We start from the raw sequence: 24,512 nt of genomic DNA on the forward strand, positions 1-24,512 counted from the left end.
ATTTTTTACAATCTAATGATTCCATTAGCTGGAACTTGATATTTCGGGGTTCCAATATTCATAAAATTAAGTTCATTTTGAGCTCTTTCCGTTGCATAGGATTTAGTTTCTAAAGACCCGATACTTCCTCCTACAAATCCTCCTACAACTGTATTCATAAGTCCTGTATCAAAACTATTTCCATGAATGGCATTCGATCCTAATTGAATGGATACATCAATAGCCTCAGATTTTGCTATTCCCGCTGATACTCTTGAAAATAAATTTCCCCATCCAGATTTATAATCAATACCTGGTATTGCCCATGATAATGTAGAACTTAATACTCCTTTGATTAACGCTTCATCCAAACCAGCTCCTAAACTATTTCCATGTGCTGCATTATCTATTAATGTAGCAGATGTAACAGCTAATTCGGCACCAGCAACAGCAAAAGCTCCTTTTATTCCAGCATTGGCTACTTTGGCCAAAGTACTTACAGCTTTCCCTGCATCTGCAGCTGCTTTTACTCCTGTAGCTGCTTCTGCAGCTATAGATCCTGCTGCTCCAAAACCACCTGTTATAGCACCTACAACAAATCCAATTGCTGTATTAATACCATATTCTTTCCAACTGAAATCGTTTGTTATTAAACTAACTGCAGAATACGTTACAGAACTTACTCCTGCTCCTATAAATGCCCCTGCTAAAGAAGCTAACCCTATACTCACAGGTGTAGAAAGACCTCCTGTAACCGCTTCTAAAACTCCTGCTACAACATCTATAGCTACACCTATTAAAATTTCAAATGCTCCAATAATAGCGCCTCCAATTGCGGAAAAGAAATTACCTATAGAAAAATTACCCGATGGATCAATGTAAACTAATGGACTATTCCCAGCATAGATATAAGGACTAAAGAATTGATTATAATTATCAATTACGCCAAATCGACCTATTCTACTAAAATAAAAGCGAGCTTTATAATTATATATGCCTAATTCATAATCATATTCTTGACTAGTAAACAAATAAGGAAAGAAATCCGTTTCAGGCTGAGCAACAACAGTTACGTTTCCATAGATATCATATTCATAAGCCGCAATAGCATTAGCATTATCGTCCATAATTACTCGCACAGAACCTAAATGATCCTTCAAAGTAAAATAGGTATTATTATTTTTTACAAAGGATACTACACCAATTGGTCCATATACCATATATAAAGTATCTTTTACACTATTACTTTTCTTTATTTGTACTAACGGATTACCCGATAAACTTTTTACATACAACGTGCTTTCTTGAACAGAACCTCCAGAATATTGTTGTTTTAATACTCTATCACTTGAATTATTATAAAAGAATTTATACTGTTTTTCAAGATTTAAATCATTTATAACAGCAGTCATACGTGAACCAGCATCATAGGTAAATTGTAATTGCTGCGCTTCGTAACCATCATCATCAGAGGTTTGATAATGTGCAATTGAACCATTTAAATTGTATTGAAAGTCAAATAAAGTACTTTGATTTTCTATATCTGTTACTTTTTGAAGACGATCTCCTTTTCCAATTTCTGGTTCAAATTGATAGGTTTTAGAATCAATCGTTATCGTATCAAAATTCCCATTATTATCAAACTTATATTGCTTAGTATTCAACTCATTCTGTCCTCTACTCTCTTTAACGTTTTCTAATGCATTTAGTGAATTATAAGTATTGGTAAAAGTAGAGCCCGCACTCATATCTGAAGGATATTGAAAACGAATAGCTGCCGATTGTCCATTATAATAAGCAGGTCCTTCTGGCAATGAAGTTTGTAAGGTTTCTTGAAAAATAAAAGAACTATCTTGTGTTTTAGTATCCTTTACATTATCAAGCCATACAGGAGAATTATAGCCATAATTACGAATAAAACTATTTCCAGTAGGGTTTAACGTTTCTTCTAAAGGTTTTCCAGTAGGATTATAAACATAAGAAGCAATATTACTTGAAGAAGCCGTATTTCCTATACGCTCAATTTGTCCTATAGTATTATACGTATAATAAACTGAATATGGAGTACTCCCTTTTTCAACCGGATAATCAATTTGAGTAATACCGCCTAAATTATTGTAATAAAAACGAGTTTCATAATTTTCATTATCAAAATCAATTACCTTTTGAGTTCTACTAATTACATTGCCATAAATGTCATATAAGAAATTTTCTATTACATCTGCATTACCATCGTCTGAATGGTTATTTTCCGTTTTTACTACTTGTCCTATTTGATAAGGAGCATTAGTCCCATCATAGTCATAATACGTTTTCATTCGCCAAGTTGACACATTTTCAGGATATTCTGGATGATAATTGGCCTGATCTTGTAAAGCATTTCTATCCCAAACTCCTGCAACATAGCCAGTTTCACTTATTCTTCCTGAAAGATCATATTTATAATATTGATAATTCCCTTGAGATTTGCCTTCTGCATCTTGGCGGAAACGCAAACGATTAGACCTGTCATAAATCATTTCTGTAGTTCCTCCATTTGCATTTGAAGTACTGATTAATTCACCAATAAAACTATACGTTTGATAACTTATCCAATCTTCGTTATTTTGTCCACCTTCTTCATAATTGGGTGATAATGCACGTATTGGATACCCTAAATCATTATAATAAACTGCTGAAACAATTTCTGCTGTTGCCGATTTTTGACTTACTTTTCTAACTTCTTGATTTCTCTTATCGGTAATAGTATAGGTTTTATTTCCATTTTGATCTGTAACACTTACCTGATAATATTCTCCTTTTGGCAAACCATAAGTTCCGTCATTACTTCCATATTCATACTTCTGAGTATTAGCTCCCAACTTATAAGCTACACCAGGCATGGATTGCTCTAGTATTCTTCCAAGTGGAGAAGTTTCGTAGCGATATCCAAAATAAGGATAACCTTCATCCTCTTGATAAGTATCCGTTATTAAACCTTGCATTTTTTGTGTATCAAAATCATACAAAGCAAACTCTGAGATATACTGAAAAACAGGTGTGCTGGTAGAGGCTTCAACAAAAGCAGGCTTTGTATTGGCAATTATATTTCCTTGATTGTTATAAATATTTTCAATTACAGTCATTCTAGTATTATCTAGTAATTGAGACTGCATATCATTTCCTACAGCATTCACAAATGTTTGCGTAGCCATAGGGCTAATCATTGTTAATAAACTATTTATGCTAATCTTATTGTTTGTAAATAAGCTCAGTTTTCCAGAAATAATACTATTCGATTTATAATTAAACACAAGTATTCCATCGGCAAAAAACAACAATGTATTTTTAGTAACCATAACAGTCCATTGCGATGCTAAAGAAGCTATTTCTGTTGTATTAGAAGTCTGATTTATTTTATAGAACTTATTAAACTCCGATTCATATATGGCATCTTCCTTTGCATTGACAGCATTTCCAATAACTTTAGAATAGCACCCTGTTCTTAACAACAAAGATTGTGCATCCTCTTTAGATTTAGGATGACTTATTTTTATACTTGGTTTTTTAAACTGAAGAATTTGATGATCACTTCCTAATAATTCCCATTGACTAGTAGAAGGATTCCATTGAATGGTATATTGATCTCCTATTTGTAAGCCCAATGAGTTCGAAATGATTTCTTTTGGCATTAACTGAACTAATAATCCATAATCATTCAATTCGTTTCCTTTATAACTTAAAATTCCTTCACCAGAAGATTTTGTATAATTCAATACACCATTTTCTGTTTGCCAGTCTTGCTCATTAGAAGGAGTCCAATAGTTTTTCCATTCATTACCCTGAGTAAAAGAGAGAGCATCTCCTCCATTAACAGCCATTATCTTTAGTTTACTATTAGGATTTTCTGTAGAAAAAGCATTATCATTTCCTGTTCGTGAAAAATAATTCGTTGCCATTGATGTTGTCTTTTCTGCAAAACTTGTATTGGCCACTATTCTTTGGTAATTATCAAAAAACTTTCTTTTTACTTCTCCATTTGAACCTAAACTAGCTTGAATAGCATCAATTTGAGTATTAACCGAAGTTGCAGAAAATAGACTTTGCAAAGGAGAAAAACGAACACAATCTACTAAAACCGCAGTTGCAGTATTATTATTTTGTGCCTTAATACTAATTGTTATAGCACTATTCCCATTTGCTTGTACTGCTTTTAAATTTAAAATTTGATACACATATAGCCATTTACCAACCTCATTACCAAAAGACAACTCTATTTCATTTCCTACTGTTGTTCCATTTTGGCTAAAAGATACAATCCATTTTGCATCGCCTTTAGAAGTATCAAAACCGTCTGGAAGTTTCACATAACTTGAAAAAACATAATCTTGTAATTGATTTTGAGGAGTAAAGCTATTTTCTAAACCTATTCCTTTCTCTATTTTTAACGATGCTTGTCCTATTTTAGCATCTATAGTTGCGTCTTTATCATTAGGAATAATACTTGCATTAGGTAAAATGGTCCATCCATCATTATCTTCATAAGATTCAAAACTCAAAAATGAAGCTTCTTCCCCTATTTTACTAGCGGTTAAAAATTCGGCTATTTGGAATTGTGCATCTGTGCTATAGATATAAGATGCTTTTACCCCTTCCACATCCATCATTTCATTTACAGTATCATAAACACCTCTTGTAACAACCTCTTGTTTTTTTAACCAATCATTATTATTTTGAATAGTAGAAAAATCAAAATCAGGTGTATTCTTATCATTATCTAGCCATTCAAAATTTTGAAAAGGAGACCATTTCCATTCCGCATTAGTTGACCAGTTTTTCCATGTAACGATTTTAGAACTTACACACTTTTTCTCTGTGTTTTTATCACTTATAAACACCGATTCTTGTGCTATAGCATTCAACAAATGTTTTTGTTGCATTGCAGCTTGATAATTTGGAATCTGAATAGCGTATTTTTTCTCACTGGTAATTGTTTTCTGATCACCATTTGAATCATAATAAGAACTAAAAGAACGCATTGGCAATCCAATATCCTGATAGTATTCTATGGTTGATAATTGAGTAACGCCATCTTGTTCTGATACTGTTTTACTTATTCTAAAAAAAGCACCAAATAAATAACTTTTCTGATTTACATTAGCCGTAAATATTTGCCAATAATTAATATCCTTGCTTACTAAATTACCTTCTTTATCGTATTGCAATTTTTGTAGTAAAGCACCATTTAGCAACTGACTATAATTATACACCCAATTTGTATTGTAAGGAATTTCATTTTGCAAAGACACCCCATTAGAAAAATAACTAATTAAAATGCCACTTGTTGTTAAAGCCACATCGGGTATTTTCGTACCCATAAAAGTAGTTACTTTTGGAAATTGTGCTAAACTAGAATGAGCATCATACGTAATAATAGATTGTGCAGAACGAGTATAATCATAAGATTGATAAAAAACATCTTCACTATTTACATCATTCGTAATAGCGATATAAGATACTGGTGTTACCTGAACCGAATCAGTAGCTTTACCATCTACTACTTTATATAAGGCTAGAGAACTACAACTATCAAATTCCTGATTAGAAGGATAGGTTACAAAAACATCTGCTCCAGCTAATAAAGTACCTGCTTTTACTGTTTCTTGATCCACCATTATTTTTTGTCCAAAACCTTCAGAAGTAATAGGTAATTTTACAGGTGCGCTTAAACTACCATTAATAGGATTTACAAAATACGTTTGTGCATTATCATCTGTAGTATCTTGATAAGCAATATACATAGAAGCTCTATTCTGAACTGTTTCAGGAGCGTTTAAATTATTTAATTGCTGTGTTTGCTTAATCCAGTTACCATTTGTATTCTGATAAAAAACATCTTTCCCAACCGTCATATAATTACTACTCACGGTAATATGTTTACCTGTTGAAGCTAAATTTTGAGGCGCTCCCCATGAACCAAAGTTTGGGTTAAATTGTAAATATTGATTACTATTATTTTGTCCTTGTTCTTTAGACATAGTTGCAATGTCTAAGCCAGTTGCAAAATGTACAATATCTTCGGGCTTAGTAATAAAAGAAGCCGCTTTCCAATTTAGCGGATTATTATTATTTCCCATTCCACCAATATATCTATTCAAGAAAGGATTATTGGCTATCAAAGAATCCGTTAATAAAGTAGAAAACAATTGATATTGCGATTTTCCTTCTACAATAGGAGACTCATACGTTTTCACTAAAGGTGTTCCTGCATTAAGCAAATTAAAATTCTTATCCCATTGCAGAATTCTAAGGCTATAACTTATTTTTGTATCCGTTTGATCTGTAATATAAGTAGCCACTCCAAAGGAATTACTCAAAGTCATATTCAATGGAAAATCTAATCCTTCAGAGTCATTTTTATAGATGGTAACATTTGAAGTGTTGTATACTGCACTTTTAGACCAAACATTATTTCCATTGTGATAAAACAATTGAAATTGTAATAATTTTGAAGTAAAATTATAGAAGGTTGCAATATAATAATTATCTCTTGCCTTGATTGCTATATTAGACGCCTTAGAAACATCGGAAGGAGAAGGTATTGCAATTGCTATTCCTCCTTGTTGTAATCTAGCGGAATTATTCCATACTTTTTGTCTCCAATTCCATTGAAATGCTGTAATAGGAGTTGTAGTAATATCTTTACTAGAAACAATAACAAAGTCTTTACCCGATTCGACGCTTACTTTTGATGTTTCTGATTGTAACGGAAAATATTGCGCTCCATTCGTTAAATTAAACGTTCCAAATTGTTCTGGATTTCTTCGGTATAGAAATAATTGAAATTGTTTCTTTGTTTTATCAGTAAAATAAAGCGCTATATAATCTTGTTTGGTTATTACGCCTAAACTATCCATATCAAAATCAACATTATTAAAATAATTTTCAGTTGATATATCTGAATTTAATTGATATTCAGACCAGTTGCCCGACCAAGAATGTACTTTTGCCACTAGTTTTTTATTTGCCTTATCATACCAAGTAATTACCGTATAATCAGAACCAAACCAAACCCTTGGAGTTGCATTAGCCAATGGTGCATTAATTTTAATATTACGAGCACTATTTAAAGGCTCTTCCTTATAACTATAGATAGCTTTTGCTCCTTGCGGATAAAGAATACTTTTTAAAGCACCCGAATTAATATCTTGAATTGTATCATAATACTCAAACTCAATACCAGGCAATGTATTACCACTTGGTTGCACTTGCCAAAAACTTTTTAAAACCCTTTTCCACATCAAAGGATATACCTCAACTTGGCTATTTGTTCCTAAATTAATGAAATCATATTCAAATAAGATTGTAAATTGAAGAATATTCAATTTATTTCTTACTTCAATATAATCTAAATAACGTGTTTCATAGCTGTCTTGGTAAGCATTGGGTGTAGGCTGATTAGTATGACTAGATTGATATTCTACAATATTTTTAGTACTTGGATTTTTAGCTCCATATTTTTCTCCATAAAAAAACACAATTGTTCTTTTAAAACTATCTTCTATTTTTTTAAGATAAGATGCCTGTGTATAAACAAGGCCATTAGCATTTCCTACAGGAACATCTACATTATCATAAGTATAAAATACCGATTCTCCCCAAGTATTTCTAACTTCTGATAAATTCCAAGCATTTGCAAAATGTTCCTGTCCTATAGTTACATTAGAAGCTCCCATCCAGTTGCCCCATTGCACTCCATATTGAACCGTATTTCTACCACTATTTTTATCTCCATAAATAAAAACAGTTCCATCTTCCTTAATTATGGTCCATTTCTCATTATAAGCATCATATTGAGCATCCCAAAACTCATAATTTCTAAGTTGAAACAATAAGATATCTACCGGATTTGTAGGTAAAAATCCATCTTGTATCAATTGGTTTGCACTACCATTACTCACTAAAAAATACTCATCAGACGAGCTGGTACCGCTGCCATTTTTATTGACCGCAATTTTATCAAACGACATATCCCAACCTAATCCTAAAATTCCAGTTGGATTTGAAATATTCCAATTTTTAACTGAATTTTGAACATTACTATTATACATCATATTAATATCTACATCTAATCCTTTTCTTCCCTGAAAAGTGGCAATATTAATGGGTACATTAACCGTTCCTGTAAATAGATTAACACTATCTTTTACTTGACCAACTGCTTTATTATCAAACTGAAACGTAGTAACTTGAGGTTTACTCTGCTCAGTATTAGCTTTTGTATTATTGAAACTCATTTTTTCTGTTGTTTATTTGGTTGTAATAGTTTGTTTATAAAAATTGTAAGCACGCTTTACTAACAAAATTGTTCGTTATGGGCGAACTTCCATAAGTAAGTATAGTATGAACAAAACCACTTGGTCTACCCATTGGCATTTTAATGAACGGACAAGATTCCCATCCTATGTTTTCGTTGTATTTATTAGCCAAAAAGTGTAAACTTTTATCTAGCCATTCTAAGTCTATAGGCTTTTCTAAATAACGAGATGCTATTTCAATGCCAAGCAAAGCAAGCGCAGTTTGTAAAGAATCGGAAGGTTGTTCTGGTAAAGACCATCCACCATCAGCATGCTGAGAATTAAGTAAAAAAGCCAAAGCTTCTGCAACAACTTGTTTATCTCCTTTGCCATAACAAATAGCTCTTAAGCTAACAAACGTGCCATAATAAAGACCATAATACCAAGTGCTTTCCCACGCTCCTTGATTTTGTTTATTATATAAAAACTGTAGTCCTCTTTGAATATCAGTTTCAAAACGTTCTTTATCATATTTTTGTAGCGCATATAAAAAATTAGCCACAACATCAACGTCAGAACCTGTTCCCCATGCTTTATGAATCCATTCATACTGCAACTGCTGTTCTTTTGTTAAATTCTCTTTTGGAAGTATCCATGTTTCCCATCCAAAATCTTCATTTGCCTGATTATTCAATATGGTTTCAATAGGCACTTCAAACAAATCTTTAAAGCCATCTTTTGGATAAAATTTACAAAATACCTGAAGAATTTGTGCTAAATCGTCCACATCTGGAGGCAACTCTTTCAAATCAGGAAAATATCCCCATCCTCCTATTCCTCCTTCTCTTTTAACGCTTTTTAAATAGGTTAACTCCGATGCTATAATTTCTTGTAAACGAATAGGATATTTCTCTTGTGCATCAATTAAAGTATCAACTAGTAAAGCCCTTTGAAAAATATCCGCTATTTGTAATTCTTGTTCCACCTGAAAAGCTTCCTTTGTAAAAGGCATACTATGTTTTGTATTCACAAAACCGGCTTCTTTTTCTGTAACCAAGTGCTTTATCCCTTGCTCAAAAAGGAAGTTCCAAGAGGCTTTTTTTGTGATAAATTCTTCACTATTCTTTAAATATTCTCTATTCGCATGTAACATGGTCTTTTTTTATTTTAAATTGACTTAAATAATCAAACAGCATTTCTTTTGTAACTTTTTGTTTTTCTAAAACTAAACTTTCCACTAATTCATATTCTTTTTCATTGGGTCTACTAAATAAAGGGGCTGAGAGATAGTAATTTTGATCTACATCAAATATATCGGCTCTATTATTGGCCTCAGATTCATTATAGAAATGGTATTTTAACCTACTTTCTGAAGGACCTGCCAAACCTGCTGCTACTATTCTTGGATGCTGACTTTTATTGGTTGGTGAAGCATGAAACAGTGCTGGGCTTCCTATATAAATTTGCCCTGCTTTCATAGGCAATGAAACACCAAATTCTTTTAAAAGTGCATCTTGATACGTAGAAAAAGGAAAAGGAGCTCCACCGCATCTAGGAAAATGTAAAAAATGATGACTTCCCGGTATTACTTCTAAAGCACCATTTTCTAAAGTAGTATCTAGTAAAGGAACCCATAAACCAAGGGGTTGAAAACGTCTTTCATCTAAAAATGAAGGGTCTTGATGCAGGGGAACAATACCTATATTTTGATGAGGGTATTTAATATTGAAATTTCCCCAAAAGAAAGTAACCTCTTCAAAAATAGTCGCCATTGCTCTTTCAAAATGGTTACCTATTCCCTTAGAAACTGCATTTCTATAGATAGCGCTTTTACTCATAATCGTTGAAGCAAAAGCAGCTTCTCCTAGATCTCCTTCTAAAGAATCATACAATTTTTTAAGTGATGCTATTTCGTTATCATTTAAAAAATCGACCACTACATATCCGTTTATATCAAAAAAAGCTTGATGCTCTGGATTTTTAAAAAGAATTCTATTTTCTATACTTGTTTTCATTTTTAAACCGATAATTTCATTTTCTTATGTGCTTCTCCTAATATTGTGGTAACACTTTCTTCATTTTGAGGATCAAAATAATAAGGAACTTCTCCTATTTTTTTTGCTCTAGCCTCATCTGGTCTGCTAAACAAAGGCGTTTCTATATAATAATCTGGTTCCAACTCAAACACCTCCATAGTTGCTCCTGGGTTTCTAAAATCTTGATAATAACAACGCATTTGACTTTCTTCCTCTGCTAACCAAGCTAGCGCAGCTACTCTTTCAGTATTGCTAAAATTAGAAGGCGACCAATGGAACACTTTAGAACTTCCTATATACGCTTGTCCGGCCTTAATATCTAAGCGTTTAAAGTAATTTTCTATCAAATAAGGGCTCAATTCATTGTATGGAAATTTAGGAAGCGTACTTCTTGGACCATCATTTAATTTATGACTGCCATCTATAACTTCAAGAGCGCCATTTGTGGCATTAGTGTCTATAAGAGGTACCCACAACGTAATACCTTGGTATTTTGATTCGTCCACATAAGTAGGATCTTGATGTATAGAACAAATACTTTCCGATTGATTTGCTTGCTTAGATGTAAATATTCCGAAAAAGAGTTTGAAATTTTCTAAATGCAAGGCAACAGCTTTCTTAAAAGTCTCTGTTATGCCATCAGATACTTTCTTTCTGTAATTGGCATCCATACTCATATTAGACGTGGAAAAACCTCTCTCCTTAGGCTGAGCATTCAATTGATTATATAATTGTTGTAGTGTATCAACTTCTGAAGGATTCAAAAAATCAAGTACCACATATCCCTTTTCTTCAAATTCTTTTTGTTGAATGGGGTTTTTAAAAACATTTCTCATATTTCTTTATAAAAAAATTAGACTTTGATCAATTATCTTGGATAAACAACGTTTGCAGTTTGTAAAACCAAGACAAGACAATAGCAAAAGGAACCGCTGGAAAAACCCAATAATTATAAATAGGTATTCTACCCAAAAAGAGTATGGGATAGCCTTTAGCTTTAGGATAATCTTCGAAAAAAAGTTGAATACTTTCGTCAACTTCTAATGGTATCCTTTCAATCATATATAAGGATAAAACAACCACCATTTTAGATAAAAATTTACATTTGGTGCAATATCCTTGATAGTAAATAGCAATTTTATTTTTTGGAATAATGATGCTTTGCTTCATGTGTATAGATAATAAAAATCTAGTGCAGATTACAATGAGTATGCTGCAATAGTAAATTTGAATAATTAAATATTTTGCTTAAAGAGAAAAAGCAGCGTTGTATAACTAAAACTGTAATGAATGTGTTTTAATTAGATACTATTTTATTCTTTAAATAAAGATTTAGTCTTTTATTTCCCATAATGTCTATTCCTAATCCGTAATAAGAAACAGCACATTCGTTTTCTAACACTTCTTTTTGTATTGGAAATGGGGTAACCTTATTTTTTATTGTGGTTTCCTCTAATAAAGTAACCCATTCACTAGGGTTTAGTTCAACGTAAGAAGGACAAGCACAAATATCAATTTTTGCATCAAACAATTTTGAACTGGCAATATGAAAACCTACATTAAATACTACACCTGCTAAATTCACCTCTTTATCTCCTATTACATCGTTAAAAAAATGGGTAACCGATTCATCGAGTAAAACTGGTATTTTTAAATCTTCAATTGTAAGTTTATGGGTTAATCTAAAATAAATTTTAGCCCTTACGTTTTTTAAAGAACTGCCTTCTAAACCGATACTCATAATATTAGCATACGGACTCAACGTTTTTACAAATTCATCAACTTCTGTAGCATTAGGCATTAAATGCTTTAACCAATCACTAAATCTTTTCCAAGAAGCTTCTTTACCACCTCTTCTGCCATCAATATAAATAGCCATACCCTTACTATCAGGAGAAGCGCCTAACCAAAAAACACCATCTGGATATTCTTCCATGTTTTCTTTAGAAACAGGTAAATGAAAGGCTAACATTTCCTCACACATTTCCTTTATTTCTTCCGTTTGTGTGGTGCTATATAATTTTTGCAAAGCTTGATAACTATACTGAAATCGTTCTTCTGGCGAACCTACAATGCATGAAGGATCACTTATAAAACGCCCATGCAAACCTTCGCTTGAAGAGCTAATGCAATATTGCAATGGACTGCCATCTATATTTAAGCCCGATCTACCACCTAGTTGAAGATTAGTTTCTTCTGGTAAAGCCAGTAGTTCATCTCTTAAATCCAACACCTGTTTGGCCGAAGCCAAACTAAGTGTGGATGCATAAGATGAAAGTTGTGCTACGTTTGACAAAATTGAATCTTTAGTCGCATTCATAGCTTTACTTTTTTAAACTTGTTGCAAAATAATATTAGATTGATGTCCATCATTTCCAGATGTACCACTAGTACCTGCACTACCTCCAGATCCTTGTGCTCCTCCTGGTGAACCTGCTTTACCAGCACTTCCGCCATTTCCACCTGTACCTCCTGAACCTCCTTTAGGAACTGGAGCAGATGTTAAAACACTACCTCCATGATATTGCACCACTATACTACTAGCACCGTTTCCTCCATTTCCGCCATTTCCTCCGTTGCCACCTTTTCCGCCATTTCCTGCAGCACCACCATCACTAGCACCACAATCTGAACCAGCAGGACAGCCAGACGCTTTTCCGCCATCGCCACCATTTCCACCAGTTTGTCCGTTTCCACCATTTCCACCAGCTCCTCCGCTTCCTGCGGCAGCAGCAACTACTATAGAGCCTGTTAATTGCCCTATTGTTATTGTAGCATTCGGACAATCGGAACCATTTCCACCAGAAGCACCTGAACCTGCATCGGCTCCGTTAGCTCCTGCTGTTCCTTTTGAAGAACTAGGTCTACAAACCGAATCCCAATCACAGTTGGCATTTGTACCATTATTTCCACTAGGTGCAGCGCTTGAAAAGCCTTGACCAGCCGTTCCATTACTACCATCTGCACCGTATATTATTATATCTCCATTTAAATTACTCATGTCTATTAATTTTTAATGTTGTGTCTATTTTTAATTACATTTTTACTAACTCTGCAATTCGAATATCGGCAGTAGTTAATACTTTTATTTGTCCTCCTGGTTGAATGGTTACTTTATTATAACTCACCTGTACTGGTCCGCTTCCTGAAATAATCAAAGGATTAGCAGGTGTTACCACCACATCAGCTGCTACTTTATAAACCGCTACTTTTGGAAGTGGAGCAGCAGATCTATTAGCTGTTGCAGCAGAAGTATCTATTTTAAAATCTTTTACTTCATTTAAGTCTTTTAATTCTGGCTGAATAGCACAATCCGGATGAGGTGGATTGGAGAAAAATAATTTTCCGTCAGCAGTTGAAATCTCTTTTGTGCTCATGATTTTTGTTATTTGTTATTAATTTGTTTTTTTGTTGATGCCCTACTTTAAAGCACCAATTACATAAAGTAAAGCCAATGATTTATTTGTAAATGACGTCTTTTACAACTATCAAAATAACTTTGAAAAAAGATTCCATTAATTAAAGCTTATCTTAATGAATCTCTTTTTTTGTAGAACTACATACCAAATGTATTCAGAAATAATAGCGAGGTTATAGGTATAAATACCTGTTTTAAAAAATAACCTGTTTTTTAACTTAACATACAGATTATCAATATATAATGTTAAAAAAATAACCTGTACTAAAATAAAAAACGCCCTCTTGTAAAGGGCGTTTTTGTATGGTGAGGAGTGGTTATTTATTTTTTAAAAGTTATTTTTTATGATTCATCTAAGTTAATAATACTATCTCCAAACCATTCTTTCGCTGTTTCTAAAACTTTTTCAGAAGGCTTTATATAATATACCGCTAGATTCTCTTTTGCTCTTGTACAACAAACATAAAATAGCTTTTGTGTTCTTTCAATAATATCTTCCTTATCTTTTGTGTTTTCAAATAGATATTTAAAATTATACTTTGCCCAATTTCCATTATCTAAAACAATTAAGACATTATCATATTCAGAACCTTTTGTTTTATGTTGAGTTGAATAAGGTGTAAATCCTTCTAAATAATTGTATAAATTGATAAATTCTTGATAGGAAACTTCTCGAACTCTATTATAAATGTATTCAGATGATTTTATAAAATCATTTAACGGTTTGTCATTTTTGATAACTATTCTCAATTCATCTGCTATATCAATGACTTCACCAATAGTTGTAGTTTTATTTTTTAATAATTTCTCAATATCATCTTTAAGTTTTCTTTTCTCTTCTATGGAATTAATTTTTCTTTCATTCTTTTTAATTATTCTAAAAAACTCGGAAAAATTCTTGTTCTCATAATACAAAAGAGTATGTTGAATTTTAAAGAGATGTTTAATCAGATTATCTCTTTTTGAACCTTTTTTGTTTTCTTCATCTTCAGATTCTTTTTTATCATCTACTAGATGATCTTTAACAACATAAAGGTTCTTGTACTTAATAAAAGGTTCATCTTTTACTGGTTTATAAATTTCTTCATCTAACTTCTCAACATCTTTTAATATTTTAATATCATACACATAATCAATCTCTATAATACCAGTATCATTTTTAAATTCATTGATTAAGTATTTTTTTGAAGGCTCTATTTTATCTTCTTTAATTGGCTTTAATTTTTGAATTAAATCACTTAAACTTTCATTTTGAGAAGGATGTAAAGTTCTTAATTTTTCTAAATATTTTAATACGGTAAAATGACTTAAACTTTTACTATCAATTTCTTCTTTAACATTTTTAGCAATTTGAGTAAAAACCTGATTTACTGTTGTGTTATCATCAAAATCGACCTGTCTAATTTTTAAATATTTTCTAACTTTAGATAAATGTTCTATAAATTTATCTTTATCATAAATACTCATCAAAGTTGAAAAATTTGCCTGTGATGCAATAAGGTTATGAGTTAAATTCAGTTCTTTGGTGTTTTTAGAATCGTCAAAATTCCATTTTATATCAAGATTAGAAAGATATTTTTTGAGTTTTGGTAAATCAGAATTTGTTGAATGTAAGAATAAAACATTGCCTTCTTTTGCACTCTCATCTACCAACATATTAGGTGCTTTTACATCTTTTGAAGGTTTTTGTATTACATCATCAGTGCGCAATTTATTCGCTAAATCAATTACTTTTTGAGGATTTCTTCTGTTTTCAGCTTTGATAACTTTTTTTAGTTTAGTATCTTCTTTTTTTAAATACTCATCTAAATTACCAATTCCCTCGTCATAGATGGATTGCATTGTGTCACCAAAAAATCCAATTATTGTTTTATTTGTTTTTTTTGAACGAGATAAATGATCTAATAAAATTTCTACAACTTGTCTATCAGTATCTTGATACTCATCTACAAAAATAAAATTGAATTTGTCATTGATGCTATCACAAAGTTTTGAGTAATTAGCAAACATATAATTTGCCAACGTAAGCAATTCATTGTGTGAAATATTACCTTCTGTTAAACTAACAAATTCTTTATATTCAATATCTTTTCCTTCAAAAATAGAAATGTCAGGATTCTCTAATTGAAAACTGGTTACACTTTCTTCTTTAGCTAAATCGATTATACATTTTTTTAGCTCATTTTGAAAGTTCTTAATACAATCCCATAGAAAATCGTGTATGGTAGAAACTTTTAATTTTTTATGATTTACTCTTTCTTCAATTTCTTTTACTGCTGCATTAGTATAGGTAATACAAGCGATTTGTGCAGTAGGTTGTTCATCTAAAATTTGTCTAATAATAGAAACCAAAGAATAGGTTTTTCCACTTCCTGCACCACCACTTAGTAAAAAATGATTTTGATTATCGATGTGCTCTAAAATTTCAAAAACTTCAGGCTGTTTGTCTTTTAGCTCTAGTCTTTTCGTAACCATAATAATCCTTCTCTAATATAATTTGGTATTTGCCATTGTGAATCTGGCTTTTCATTTAATAGAATATCAATTGCCAAAGTTGGTTTTTTATCAACGCCTTTTTCAGCTAAAGTAAAAGCACACTTATTACTTTTAAATTTTTTTAACCATTTAGCAATTAAACCTTGAAAACTATTCTTTTTATTACATATAAAATCATAATTGATATGAAAAAAGGCATCTTCAAAACTTCTTGCGTGATAAATTTTTTCTGCTTTTTCTTCTGTTTGATAAACAATTAATAGATTACCTAAAGCATTTTGTTTCCATTTTCTATCAATCTCTCTTTTTAATATTTTACCTTCAATATTCAGTTTTTTGAAAAAATCTAGATCATTTAATGTTTTTCCAAAGTAATAACGAAGAGAAGAGTTTGATGTTTTATCAGCTTTAGTATCATTAGCAGGACATTTAATAACTTCCATTTTTGGTGTTGTACCGTCAGCTTTGAATTTTAATTGTTGTGTTTTCTCATCTTTTGCTTGTACTTCATAATAGCTATCAATATCAGTAATAATTAAAGACCTTACGCCTATAAAATCAATAAACTTCTCAAAAATATGTGAATGGGCACCTACTTCTACAATAGAAATATTTTGAGATAATAATTTAAGTTCATTTTCTACTATTGATTCTTCATTATCTATTTTCTGCATCATTGCAGGTAATAAAATTCTCTCAGTATCACCTTCTATAAAAATAGCTTTATCAGCAAAAAATAATTCGGCTCTATTCAGTGTTAAATATTGTTTTAAAAAGCGATAGTTCTTCTTTCCTTCTTCTCCTTCTTCTAAATATTCCTTTTCTAAATCTTTTAAATTCTTTGCTTTTATATCATTTACAAATTCATTTTTTAGATACTTAATTGCATTAAAATCTTGGCAATTCGCCACAATGTGTGAAGAGTGAGTGCTAATGATATATTGAAAAGGTTGTGGTTTTAGAGAATTACCATCCTTATCTTTTTTTATTATGCCTTTATTTAAAAGATTTGTAATGTTTTGAATAAAAACATATTGCATTTGTGGATGTGTATGCGCTTCTGGTTCTTCAATTAATAATAAATTGATACTCGCTGGATTTTCATCTTTTTTTCTTGCAAACTCAGAAACTAAAATTTTGATTTGAAAAATCATACTAATAAGATTCATATATCCTAAACCATTATACTGTTCAGGGAAATCGGTCTCATTATGATTATATACAACCGTTGTATTACCTTTTAATAATTCCTTATGCTGTAATGTCGAAATTATCTTGATTACTGATTCATCCTTTTTAATGCCTCCAAACTCTTTTACAGTATCAATAGTTTCACTAAATAAACCTTCATAAACTTTACCTAATTTTTCATCCGTTTCTTCAATTGCTGCATTGAACTCTTGAATTTTCTCTTCATCCGCATCATTTTTTTCACTTCTTTCATATATTTCTGATGTTTGTGTAGATAAGGTTTTATTGTTGTCCTTATTCGTTACCCCTCTTTTAGCATCGATATACTTGAAATTGATAATATCTTTCAAGTTGTTTTTTAGCTTACTTTTTTCTAAATCATTAAAATTTGATTCAATGATTAAATTTTGCTCATAATCATAATCGATACTTTTCCATCTTCTTTTAAAATATTTATCTTGATTGGTTTTGAAAAAGTATTCAAATGTTTTCGGAGTATAAGTTTTACTTGGCTCTAACTTAGATTTTTCAGTTTGTTTTGATTTTTCTTTAGTTAGGAATAATTTATATTCCTTTCTCATTTCTTCATAATCATTGAAATGCAAGGAATATTCATAACCTAAAACAATTTTATTATGATTAGGTTCTAAATCCATCATTAAATCAAATATATTACTCGTGTTATCTTTTTCATCATAAGATATAACTAATCTTAACTTAATACCATAGAGGGTTTTATCGTATTCTTCTTTATTTTCAATTTGTTTAGGATTAGTAATTAGTTTTTCAATTTCTTTCTTATAATCTAAATTAAAATCTTCAGCTTTAATTTTATTTTTATCACTATCACTATTGATAAATTTTTCTAAGCAAGTGAGGATAGAAGTCTTTCCTGTATTGTTTTTCCCTAATACTAGTGATAAAGTGTCTTCTAAATCTAACTTAAAGTCTTTTAATAATCTGAAATTGCTAATGTGTATTGATTCTATTTTCATTTCTTATTTGTAAAAAATTGTATTATCCCAAATATCCCAAAAACGTCTCACACTATTTTACGGTTTCCCGTAACCTTGAAAATAAATAAGTTATAAGGGTTCTCTTTCTCAAATTTAAACAAAAAAGAGTTTACTTTTTCTTTATTTGTAAGAAATTATTGTTTTCAAACATAAGGCAATACCAAGGATGTTTTGCAGGTAGAAATACCTGTTTTTTTAAATGATTGTGATTAATGATTGTGGCAAGGTCTACGCACAGAATTGTCTCCCTGAAAGGGTCTCATTAGAAGATCTATAATATTGAACAGCAAATGGGATGCTTACAGCATGACAAGATTGTGGTTAATGATTACATGAGGTTTACGCACAAAATTGTCTCCCTGTAAAGGGTCACATTAGAAACTCCGCAATGTTGAGCAGCAAATGGGATGCTTACAGCAGGACAAGATTGAGGTAAATGATTACGCACAGAATTGTCTCCCTGTAAAGGGTCGCATTAGAAGCTCCGCAATGTTAAACAGCAAATGGGATGCTTACAGCATGACAAGATTGTGGTTAATGATTGTGGCAAGGTTTACGCACAGAATTGTCTCCCTGTAAAGGGGCACATTAGAAGCTCTGCAATGTTAAACAGCAAATGGGATGCCTACAGCATGACAGGATTGTGGATTTGGTTTACGATTAAATAAACATGCAGATTTACAGCGTTTTAAAAACAAACTTAAACCTTCAACAATTAGTCTCTTTCTATTTAATTGTAAACGTTAGGCTTAGTTTTAATGCTATATTATCTTTAAATTCGGGAAATCCATACGCACCATAACGATAGAAAGCACTACCTCCAAAACCAAGATATCCAATATCTAAATAATTCATTTTTAAAATAGTATCTATTTGTAATCCCGATTCTACGAAAAGCTTTTCTTTAGTAGTAAAAGGCAATTGAAGATGTTGATTCGTTCCGCTCAAATTACCCCAACCCATGTTGTGATGAAGACTAATGCTTGGTTGAAACTGTTTTACTTTGAATAATAGAGAACCAAAATTGTGGTGTAAAAATAAATGCGCATACTGATCGGAAACAAACTCATACAAACGCATGGTTTGAAACGCATCTTTAATAAAATAAGGATATTTTTCTACATAGCTTCCTTCACCTGTAAAGAGTAATCCTAAAGGAACATCTTTAGTAATACTACCTGCTTCAAATCGGTAATGCGTGTTTCCGAAGTTCTTAGTAAAAAAAGTTTGCTCTACACTAGCTTCAAATTTTTGATAGGACAAAGCACTTTCTTGAAAACCTTTAAAACCATTGGCAAAATAGAATGAAAAAACAGGAGCACTGCTGGCAATAGCTACTCTTCTATTAAAGGACTGTATGATTTTCTCATTAGGAGCCCAACGCATTAAAACAGATACTTGAGCATTTTTATAATTTTGTTCTGTTTCATTTTCATCTAGAAAACCAACATTATATTGTGGATTCACAGTATAAAAATCGCCTTTTACTTTCCAAGTAGTATACCTCAACATACGAAAAGTAAAATAGGTAGAATAGTTTTTAATTTGATCCATATACAAAGCCAAATAATTTCTTAAAACTAAACCTTTTTGTTGGCTACTTTTCAATCCGTAGGCACCAATTTCATTCAATTCGGTCTCATAAGCAACCCCCAATCGAATATCGTTTCTCTTTGAAAACTCATATTCTGAAAAGCCTCCATATTTCCATTCATGATCTCTTAACCCATAGCCAACAAAAGCACCTAACTTTATTTTTTTAGAAAACAAATCGCTAGTAATAATCCCTGTTCCCAATCGGAAACCTTCGTGCCTATTGTATTTCAAGGTTTTGCTTAAGTCTAAATCTATTTTTCCTAAAGGTATTTTTCCATCGGCTAATTTTTGCCCTAAATGCAATAAGTTATCAAATTTAAACGCTTCACCCAAACTGTCCATTACTTTAAATGTAATTTTCTCTTTAAGGTTCAATGTTTCACGTCGATTAGCATTCCAAAAAAGACTGTCTTTGTAGGCTGCACCATCTGCCATTCTTACTTTTTCAATACCAAACGTTTTTTTCTTCAATTCTGGCTCTAAAACAACTTGATTAATATAACTTCTACCATTTGCAATAATACCAATCGATTTTTCTTCTGCACTCGTTGTTTCTAAAACATAATTCAATTGCTCAGGAAACCAATGATTGTTGAGAAATTGATACTTTTGTTGTATTGTTAAATCTATTTTTCCTTTCTCAAAAGGAGTTGCAGTAACATTTTGTACAGCATAGCCGTTGGAATTAATATGCATAACCCCTTTTAGACCTTCTATATTTTTGTTTTTTTTAGGTTGATAACTAATTACATAAACAGTATCTACTCCGCTGTAATACTCTTCTTCCAGTCGAAAATTATACTTTTTAAGACTTCCATTCGCTATAGGGTTCAGATAATGAATATCAAAAAGTGTAATATTATCATTATAAAATGAAAACGGTTGCAAATCGGATGCCAATGAAGCGAAGTTAGGATGCTTAAACCCAGAAACACGGGTTGCAATTACGACCTCTTCACTAGTATTGGGAAATAAAAATTTACGATCGCTAACCGATTCCATCAAAAAAACGTGACCTCCTTTTAAAAATGTAGAAATAGAATTAGTATCGTTTTCTTTTGTTGTTGATTCTTTAAAATCGAATACAGTCTTATTATAAGATCTATAGGTAAACGAAGCTAGTTTTTCTGGATTATTCTTGTCTTTATTCTTAATCACTTCTTTAATAATTCTATTGGCTGGATTCTCTGCTGCATAAACAGTCACTTCATTTAAAGCAACCTTAGAAGCATTTAAAGCTACCACAATACTTGTCTCTCCAGAATAGGCCAATTCTTTTTTCTCATAGCCCACATAGGAAAAAGAAAGTACCGAAATATTTTCTTTCAGTTCCAATTCGAATTTCCCATCAATATCACTAACCGTACCCCATTTAGGGTCGTTATTAATTATTATATTAACAAAAGCTAAAGGTTGATTATTGTCTGTAGCTACTACTACTCCACTTATTCTTTGTTGCCCCACAACAACACAACATATGCATAAAAAAAGAATACTAAATATAACGTTTTTCATTTATTTTTAGATGAATAATTAATTAATTTTTCATTGACTTACTAACTCCAAAATAATTAAAGTCAAATTCAAAAATACATATTATCAAAAAGTTATTCTTGCATAATTACCAATTTTTATGTTAAACTACTCCTTTTTTTAGGCTACATCCACAATCTTAACCACTTTGCTCTTATCGTCTATTACCGGAACAAAAGCACCTCCTGTATAATTAAAGAAGCCCAATTCAAGAATCGTAAATACAATCCCTGTACTGTTTGTGGGCGGTTCTAATAAGGGTAAGTGTAAATAATCGGGTAATTGTTTTTTACTATAAAAACAGATAGCACTACTTGTTAATTGTGCCTCTTGCGTAGAAAAATTGAAAGTGAAACAATGTACTCTAGCTCCTAAATAACTGGCTTTTTTGGGATAGCTTAAATAATTTGTGGCAACTTCTAAACAATCGCTAATAGAATAATTTAAATCTATAGCCTTATCTGGGTTAAAATGGTAGCCTTCTAGCATTTTTTTAGCTTCAATAGTTTGTAGGGCTATTGCTAACGTGCGCTTTCCTCTTTCAGATGTTGTATCGCACGTCATTACAGCACGCATTTTCTTCGTTAAGCTATTTACTACTGCTAGGTTATTCTGTTTTGGTAAAATGCCTATTAAATGCATTCTAATTACTTTACACAAAGATGATACTTTTCCAAACTCGGTGGCATTTTCTCTGCATTTTTTATATTTCTTTGCGCTTTTTAAGTCTTTGGTTGTAAAACCGCTAATTGATCTAATAATCATTTGCCCTCTAGACTTATAAATAACATAGTTTCCTATTCTTTTTGGGTAGTTTCCCTCTACTTCTATTATTGCCATAGTACTATATTTTATTGTTTTATTTTTCCTTTTAATCTTGTTCGGGCTTTGTTCGGGTTTTGTTCGGGGTTGTGGTACCCTTAGTTTTGCTTCAATTTGTAATTTTTATTAAAAAATGGGGTGCTTTGCGAACGAAACCTTACTCAATATAAAATGAAACCATAAAAACTATGCCATCTTTATGAAACAATGACTTGTTAAGGGGTGATTGTTAATGATAAATGGTTATTAATTATTAATCAAGATTGAATATAGTTTTTCAAACATATTAATACAATACAAACAAATTTATATTTTATATTTTTCTAGTCATAATGGCTAATTATTAATCACAAATTAAAATTTGTTTTTATAAATTTATCAACATAATACAAATAAGTTTGAATTTTATTTTATAGGTGTTGATGGTTTTGTTTGTGGAATCTCTTATGGGATGCTTACAAGAACAAGGTTGAGAAATAAAAAATCGCAATCTCTCTTTGTAAGTATATTGAATACCTTTCAAAGGTCTTTTAACTTGTGTTTTTTTCTATACTCAAAAAAAAAACGTCTTCAAAAGAAGACGTTTTATTATTAATGAAGTTTTCCTTCTAATGAGGTAATTTATTTTTTAAAAGACCATAGAAATATGTTCCTAACAAAGCTCCTATAAAGACTACTGCTACACCATATATTCCTGCTCCTAATAGGATAAAAATAGGTCCTGGACAACATCCAACAAGTCCCCAACCTAATCCAAAAAGAATTCCTCCTACTATATAACGAACAAATCCTTTTTCCTTTGGAACGATTTCAATAGGTAGTCCTTTAAAATCTTTTATCTTATTTCTTTTGATTATCTGTATTCCAACAACTCCTGTTGTAATAGCGACCATAATAACACCATACATGTGAAAGGATTGAAACATAAACATTTCATATATACGATACCACGAAACTGCTTCTGCTTTAGTTAAAACAATTCCGAAAATAAAACCAGCTAATATAAATTTTAAAAATTTCATACTTAAAAAATTAAAGGTAAAATAATATGTGCCATAACTAATCCTCCTATAAAAAAGCCTATTACCGCAATTAACGATGGTAATTGCAAATTACTTAACCCTGAAATAGCATGACCTGATGTACAACCTCCTGCATAACGTGTCCCAAATCCTATTAAAATTCCACCTAATAGAAGTATTAAAAATCCTTTTGGTGTTTGTAAAATGTCCATTCCAAAAATAGCGTCAGGAACTAACTTCCCATTTGGAGCATCAATATTCATTGTTACTAATTGTTCAATTGTTTTTGGATTTAATTCCACTCCTGTTCCATTACTTAAAAAATGATACGCAACAAATCCTCCTAGAATAGCACCAAGAACTACTGCTAAATTCCATTTTTGTTCGCGCCAATCAAATTTAAAAAAATCAGAATGTTTACCTGCTCCTGCTATTGTACATAAGGTTCGCAAATTAGATGACATCCCAAATGATTTTCCAAAATAAATTAATACAAGCATCATTAATCCGATTAAAAAACCAGAGATTGCCCAATGCCATGTTCCATATAAAAATTCCATACTCAATATTTTTACACAAAAGTAGCTATTCATTTATTTTTATATGTAACTTGGGTTACATAAATTTGAACAAAATTTAAATTAATGAAAAAGTTTGAAATCGAAATTAAATGGACTATTATTTATAGTTTAGTATATATAATTTGGATGTATATTGAAAAACTATTAGGTTGGCATAATGAAAGTATTCTTTATCAACCTGTTTACAATCTATTATTTACACCTGTTAGCGTATTCTTATTTACATTGGCACTAATTGATAAAAAAAGAAATTATTATAAAAATGAAATTGATTGGAAACAAGGAAGTATTTCTGGAATTATTCTTTCTGTTTTAATTACAGTTTTAAATCCTGCCGTTTTATATATAACACATAATTTTATTTCTCCTGATTTTTTTGATAATGCAATTAATGCTTCCATTTCAGATACTTTTACTTTAGAAAAAGCAAAAGCACATTTTAATATAAACACTGCTATTTCAAACAGTGTCTTTGAAAAATTATCTTTTGGAGTTGTCATTTCTGCTACTATTAGCTATTTTATTAGAACTAAAAAAAATTAATTT

General features: G+C 31.2%; 15 protein-coding genes. 1 reads left to right on the forward strand and 14 read right to left on the reverse strand.

The annotated features are described in order from the left end of the window. Positions 1-5: 5 nt before the first annotated feature. The 14 genes from LXD69_RS15560 to LXD69_RS15625 form a co-directional block, all read right to left on the reverse strand. Positions 6-8,255 (reverse strand): RHS repeat-associated core domain-containing protein, encoded by an 8,250-nt coding sequence (locus tag LXD69_RS15560; protein WP_246916059.1) that lies wholly within the window; start codon positions 8,253-8,255, stop codon positions 6-8. Between the two features lie 34 nt (positions 8,256-8,289). Beyond that, the gene (locus tag LXD69_RS15565; RefSeq protein WP_246916060.1) at positions 8,290-9,408 is read right to left on the reverse strand and encodes a prenyltransferase/squalene oxidase repeat-containing protein; all 1,119 of its coding nucleotides are present in this window, start codon (positions 9,406-9,408) and stop codon (positions 8,290-8,292) included. Beyond that, entirely contained in the window at positions 9,392-10,270 is an 879-nt protein-coding gene (locus LXD69_RS15570) for a phytanoyl-CoA dioxygenase family protein (RefSeq protein WP_246916061.1), read from the reverse strand. The genes LXD69_RS15565 and LXD69_RS15570 overlap by 17 nt, the downstream gene beginning before the upstream one ends. Positions 10,271-10,272: 2 nt before the next feature. Further along, complete coding sequence (locus tag LXD69_RS15575; protein WP_246916062.1) at positions 10,273-11,127, reverse strand: phytanoyl-CoA dioxygenase family protein; 855 nt, start codon at positions 11,125-11,127, stop codon at positions 10,273-10,275. A 28-nt stretch (positions 11,128-11,155) separates the two neighbouring features. Then, entirely contained in the window at positions 11,156-11,461 is a 306-nt protein-coding gene (locus LXD69_RS15580) for a hypothetical protein (RefSeq protein WP_045971434.1), read from the reverse strand. A 127-nt stretch (positions 11,462-11,588) separates the two neighbouring features. Continuing rightward, the gene (locus LXD69_RS15585; protein WP_045971436.1) at positions 11,589-12,611 is read right to left on the reverse strand and encodes a hypothetical protein; all 1,023 of its coding nucleotides are present in this window, start codon (positions 12,609-12,611) and stop codon (positions 11,589-11,591) included. 12 nt (positions 12,612-12,623) lie between these two features. After that, the gene (locus LXD69_RS15590; protein ID WP_045971437.1) at positions 12,624-13,292 is read right to left on the reverse strand and encodes a hypothetical protein; all 669 of its coding nucleotides are present in this window, start codon (positions 13,290-13,292) and stop codon (positions 12,624-12,626) included. A 34-nt stretch (positions 13,293-13,326) separates the two neighbouring features. Further along, entirely contained in the window at positions 13,327-13,668 is a 342-nt protein-coding gene (locus LXD69_RS15595) for a hypothetical protein (protein ID WP_246916063.1), read from the reverse strand. Positions 13,669-14,051: 383 nt separating this feature from the next. Beyond that, a complete protein-coding gene (locus tag LXD69_RS15600; RefSeq protein WP_246916064.1) occupies positions 14,052-16,184 on the reverse strand; it encodes a UvrD-helicase domain-containing protein in 2,133 nt (710 codons plus the stop codon). Further along, positions 16,166-18,391: an ATP-dependent nuclease gene (locus tag LXD69_RS15605; RefSeq protein WP_246916065.1), complete on the reverse strand. Its 2,226-nt coding sequence runs from the start codon at positions 18,389-18,391 to the stop codon at positions 16,166-16,168. The genes LXD69_RS15600 and LXD69_RS15605 overlap by 19 nt, the downstream gene beginning before the upstream one ends. A gap of 747 nt (positions 18,392-19,138) precedes the next feature. Continuing rightward, positions 19,139-21,523: a DUF5686 and carboxypeptidase-like regulatory domain-containing protein gene (locus LXD69_RS15610; protein WP_246916066.1), complete on the reverse strand. Its 2,385-nt coding sequence runs from the start codon at positions 21,521-21,523 to the stop codon at positions 19,139-19,141. A gap of 138 nt (positions 21,524-21,661) precedes the next feature. Further along, positions 21,662-22,381, reverse strand: a complete 720-nt coding sequence (locus LXD69_RS15615) for a hypothetical protein (RefSeq protein ID WP_246916067.1) — start codon at positions 22,379-22,381, stop codon at positions 21,662-21,664. Positions 22,382-22,971: 590 nt separating this feature from the next. After that, positions 22,972-23,385: a DUF6691 family protein gene (locus tag LXD69_RS15620; RefSeq protein ID WP_045971527.1), complete on the reverse strand. Its 414-nt coding sequence runs from the start codon at positions 23,383-23,385 to the stop codon at positions 22,972-22,974. A 2-nt stretch (positions 23,386-23,387) separates the two neighbouring features. Then, positions 23,388-23,945 (reverse strand): YeeE/YedE family protein, encoded by a 558-nt coding sequence (locus LXD69_RS15625; protein WP_045971529.1) that lies wholly within the window; start codon positions 23,943-23,945, stop codon positions 23,388-23,390. A gap of 84 nt (positions 23,946-24,029) precedes the next feature. Here LXD69_RS15625 and LXD69_RS15630 point away from each other — a divergent pair, with 84 nt between their 5' ends. Next, positions 24,030-24,509, forward strand: coding sequence for a DUF4199 domain-containing protein (locus LXD69_RS15630; protein ID WP_246916068.1), 480 nt, complete (start codon positions 24,030-24,032; stop codon positions 24,507-24,509). The last annotated feature ends 3 nt before the right edge of the window (positions 24,510-24,512 follow it).

Source organism: Flavobacterium sediminilitoris, from assembly GCF_023008245.1.
Lineage (GTDB): Bacteria > Bacteroidota > Bacteroidia > Flavobacteriales > Flavobacteriaceae > Flavobacterium > Flavobacterium sediminilitoris.